Below are 4093 nucleotides of genomic sequence, written 5' to 3' on the forward strand. Positions count from 1 at the left end.
CCGGCGCCTGCCCCACCTGCCACCGCGACATACCCGCACGCGAATCAACCTGACCAAGCCCTACTAGTGCTGTGACCGGAAAGGTTCACCGGGTCGCGGCCACAGCACTAGGGGGTGGTGTGCCGGAGGGCGTCCTTGCGGGCCAGGTCTCGGGAGCGGCGGGCCGGACCCTTCCAACCGCAGGTGCAGACCGCCAGGCAGAACGATCCCCGCTCGGCGGTGGAGGTGGTGTGCCCGGTCGGCGGCTGCGACTGCGGGCGCTGGAGCAGTATCGAGGCAAGCGGAGGGACCAGGGGCGCGTCGGTGTGCGGTTCCACGCCCCAACGGTACCCGGGTCGGGTGCGCCCCCGGGAGCCCCGCGGGCCGTGACGGGAAACCCCGGACCTCGTTAACCGGAGCGGGTGGGGGCCTCGGGCAGACAGCGGTCACGCGTTGGGGGTTGGCAGGCGATGGTGGTTGACCAGCACAGGCGGCTGCGCGGGCGTGCGGGTGACGCGGTGCTCGCCGCCGGCCTCACCCTGGCCGTCACGGCGATGGGCGGATGCGCGGGCGGTGGCGGCGGTGACGACCGGCCTCCCGCGGACCCGGCGGCGGTGGTCCGCGGGGCCGCCGACGCGCTGACGAAGACCGGCAGCGCCCGGGCCCGTACGGCCATGGAGATGGCCACGGGCGGGACCCGGGTCACGATCCGCGGCGAGGGCGGGGTCGACTTCAAGAACCGGATGGGCCAGCTGCTGGTCATGCTCCCGGCGGACGTGAAGGGGCAGGCCGAGCACCGGCCCATCACCGAGCTGCTCGTGCCCGGAGCCCTGTACATGAAGAACCGCGGCGCGGGCGTGCCGGCAGACAAGTGGGTCCGGGTCGACACGACGACCCTGGCCGACGGGAACCTGGTCACGGGCGGGGCCACCGATCCGCTGGTCGCGGCCGAGCTGCTGCGGGGCGCGCAGGAGGTGTCGTACGTCGGGGAGACCGAGGTGGCGGGCACCAAGGTGCGGCACTACCGGGGGACGACGGACATCGGGCGGGCCGCGCGGAGCGCCTCTTCGGAGGTGCGGGGGGCGCTGGAGGCGGCGGCGAAAGGGTTCAGCACGGACACCGTGCCGTTCGACGCCTACCTGGACGAGGAGGGCCGGCTGCGGAAGGTCCGCCACCGGTTCACGTACGTCAACGACGGCGTGATCGATGTCTCGTCGACGACGCTGCTGTACGGGTTCGGGACGCCGGTGACGGTGGTGCTGCCCGCGAGCGGGGACATCTACGCGGGGAAGATCGCCGAGTAGATGGGATCAGGCCAGTGTGGGGCGTGCGGGCCATGGGTCGGTGCCCGGAAATGGTCCTTCCGTGTCATGCGCCGCGGCGGGCCGCCTCCCTACGCTGAGAAGCCGGGCGCCGGCGAGTGATGCGGCATGACCGATGACGGCCGGTGGCCGGTGGCAGATTGAGGTGACACCCGTGACTCCCGCAGGCGGTACGACGGTGCAGGACCACGTGGCGCTGGCCGAGATCGAGCTGTGCGGGGAGCTGATCATCGCGGCGTCCGCGGCCGTGGAGGATCGGCTGAGTCAGGACCGGATCGACGAGGTGCTGATGGGGATCTGGTCGGGCTGAAGTGCCGTCGGCTGCGCCGCCGCCGGGTTTCCGTCCGGCTGACGCGCCGCTGCTGGGGCTCTGCCCCAGGCCCCGCGCCTCAAGCGCCGGCGGGGCTGGAGGTGTCGCCTCAAGCGCCGGCGAGGCTGGATGGGCGCCTCAAACGCCGGCGAGGCTGGAGGTGTCGCCTCAAACGCCGGCGGGGCTGGGTTTGCCCGGCAGGCGGCATGGTGCCCCGCTGGGGTGTGCCCGTGCATAGTGCCCCGCTGGGCTGTGCCAGGGCTGGGTTGGCCCGCCGGGGTGGGCGCGGGGCGGGGCTGAGGTCGTTATGTGCGCAGGAGGCGGGCGATGGCCTTCGTCGCTTCTTCTACCTTCGCGTCGATTTCCGCGCCGCCCTTGATCGCCGCGTCCGCGACGCAGTGGCGCAGGTGTTCCTCCAGGAGCTGGAGGGCGAAGGACTGGAGGGCCTTCGTGCTCGCGGAGACCTGGGTGAGTATGTCGATGCAGTAGACGTCCTCGTCGACGAGTCGCTGGAGGCCGCGGATCTGGCCCTCGATCCGGCGCAGGCGCTTGAGGTGCTCGTCCTTCTGGTGGTGGTAGCCGTGGACGGCTCCGGCGCCCTCTGTCTCGATGGTCGTCATGCGTCCTCCCGTGGTCCGCGCATACCCCTCATGGGTATAGGATACCGGGCTCCCGTCGAAGGGACAGGGGTCCGTGGTCCTCACTCTGCCTGATGGAGGACACTGGGGAACCGCCGGTTAGCCGTGGCCGGGGGATGCGCCTAGCATCAGCCTGACCGAATCCAATGCACCCCGAGGACCTCACGTGCGATTTCGTCTGACCCCCAGGGAGACGAGCTTCTACGACATGTTCGCCGCATCCGCGGACAACATCGTCACGGGCTCCAAGCTCCTGATGGAACTGCTCGGAGCGGACTCCTCCGCACGGGCCGAGATCGCGGAGCGGATGCGGGCTGCGGAGCACGCGGGGGACGACGCGACCCACGCGATCTTCCACCAGCTCAACTCCTCCTTCATCACGCCGTTCGACCGCGAGGACATCTACAACCTGGCCTCGTCGCTCGACGACATCATGGACTTCATGGAGGAGGCGGTCGACCTGGTCGTCCTCTACAACGTGGAGGAGCTGCCCAAGGGCGTCGAGCAGCAGATCGAGGTGCTGGCGCGCGCGGCCGAGCTGACCGCCGAGGCCATGCCGCACCTGCGGACGATGGACAACCTCACCGAGTACTGGATCGAGGTCAACCGCCTTGAGAACCAGGCCGACCAGATCCACCGCAAGCTGCTCGCCCAGCTCTTCAACGGCAAGTACGACGCCATCGAGGTGCTGAAGCTCAAGCAGATCGTCGACGTGCTCGAAGAGGCGGCCGACGCGTTCGAGCACGTTGCGAACACGGTGGAGACCATCGCGGTCAAGGAGTCCTGAACCTCGTGGACACCTTCGCTCTGGTCGTGACCATCGGTGTCGCGCTCGGCTTTACCTATACGAACGGTTTTCACGACTCCGCGAACGCGATCGCGACCTCGGTCTCGACGCGCGCGCTGACCCCGCGTGCCGCCCTGGCGATGGCCGCCGTGATGAACCTCGCGGGTGCCTTCCTGGGCAGCGGGGTCGCCAAGACGGTCAGCAAGGGCCTGATCGAGACGCCCCACGGCAACCGGGGCATGTGGATCCTCTTCGCGGCGCTGGTCGGCGCGATCGTCTGGAACCTGATCACCTGGTACTTCGGCCTGCCGTCGTCCTCCTCGCACGCGCTGTTCGGCGGCATGGTGGGCGCGGCGCTGGCCGGGGGCATCGGCGTGCTGTGGGACGGCGTGGTCGAGAAGGTCGTCATCCCGATGTTCGTCTCGCCGGTCGTCGGTCTGGTGGCCGGTTACCTGGTGATGGTGGTCATCCTGTGGATGTTCCGCCGGGCCAACCCGCACAAGGCCAAGCGCGGCTTCCGTATCGCGCAGACGGTGTCCGCGGCCGCCATGGCGCTCGGCCACGGCCTCCAGGACGCGCAGAAGACGATGGGCATCGTGGTGATGGCCCTGGTCATCGCCGATGTGCAGGCCGCCGACGCGGCGATCCCGATCTGGGTCAAGGTCGCGTGTGCCGTGATGCTGTCGCTCGGTACGTACGCGGGCGGCTGGCGCATCATGCGTACGCTCGGCCGCAAGATCATCGAGCTGGACCCGCCGCAGGGCTTCGCGGCGGAGACCACCGGCGCCTCGATCATGTTCGGCTCGGCGTTCCTCTTCCACGCGCCGATCTCCACCACCCACGTGATCACCTCGGCGATCATGGGTGTGGGCGCGACCAAGCGGGTGAACGCGGTGCGCTGGGGCGTCGCCAAGAACATCATCCTGGGCTGGTTCATTACGATGCCGGCCGCGGCTTTGGTCGCCGCGGTGAGCTTCTGGATCGTGAACCTGGCGTTCGTGTAGCCGGAGCGGGCCTCCTGCTGGGGGTCCGGGGGTCGTCCCCCGGGCGATGCAGC

General features: G+C 69.8%; 6 protein-coding genes. 4 read left to right on the forward strand and 2 right to left on the reverse strand.

Annotation, left to right across the window (positions count from 1 at the left end):
- Positions 1-107: 107 nt before the first annotated feature.
- On the reverse strand, positions 108-317 hold the full coding sequence (locus ACFV9H_RS41215; protein WP_385409107.1) for a hypothetical protein: 210 nt from the start codon (positions 315-317) through the stop codon (positions 108-110).
- Positions 318-449: 132 nt separating this feature from the next.
- Here ACFV9H_RS41215 and ACFV9H_RS41220 point away from each other — a divergent pair, with 132 nt between their 5' ends.
- Together ACFV9H_RS41220 and ACFV9H_RS41225 are read left to right on the forward strand one after the other, a co-directional pair.
- Entirely contained in the window at positions 450-1283 is an 834-nt protein-coding gene (locus tag ACFV9H_RS41220) for a hypothetical protein (protein WP_385409109.1), read from the forward strand.
- 172 nt (positions 1284-1455) lie between these two features.
- Positions 1456-1611, forward strand: coding sequence for a hypothetical protein (locus ACFV9H_RS41225; RefSeq protein WP_362396070.1), 156 nt, complete (start codon positions 1456-1458; stop codon positions 1609-1611).
- Between the two features lie 305 nt (positions 1612-1916).
- Here the strand turns inward: ACFV9H_RS41225 and ACFV9H_RS41230 are convergent, their stop codons facing one another.
- Positions 1917-2231 (reverse strand): metal-sensitive transcriptional regulator, encoded by a 315-nt coding sequence (locus tag ACFV9H_RS41230; RefSeq protein ID WP_385409111.1) that lies wholly within the window; start codon positions 2229-2231, stop codon positions 1917-1919.
- Between the two features lie 184 nt (positions 2232-2415).
- Between ACFV9H_RS41230 and ACFV9H_RS41235 the strand changes: the two genes are divergently transcribed.
- Entirely contained in the window at positions 2416-3036 is a 621-nt protein-coding gene (locus tag ACFV9H_RS41235; RefSeq protein ID WP_008742369.1) for a DUF47 domain-containing protein, read from the forward strand.
- A gap of 5 nt (positions 3037-3041) precedes the next feature.
- Positions 3042-4040, forward strand: coding sequence for an anion permease (locus ACFV9H_RS41240; protein WP_385409113.1), 999 nt, complete (start codon positions 3042-3044; stop codon positions 4038-4040).
- The last annotated feature ends 53 nt before the right edge of the window (positions 4041-4093 follow it).

The organism is Streptomyces sp. NPDC059874 (genome assembly GCF_042731135.1).
GTDB lineage: Bacteria > Actinomycetota > Actinomycetes > Streptomycetales > Streptomycetaceae > Streptomyces.

Coding starts and splice junctions, on each gene's coding strand:
- ACFV9H_RS41220 (WP_385409109.1), top strand. CDS start 450: ATGGTGGTTGACCAGCACAGGCGGCTGCGCGGGCGTGCGGGTGACGCG.
- ACFV9H_RS41230 (WP_385409111.1), bottom strand. CDS start 2,231: ATGACGACCATCGAGACAGAGGGCGCCGGAGCCGTCCACGGCTACCAC.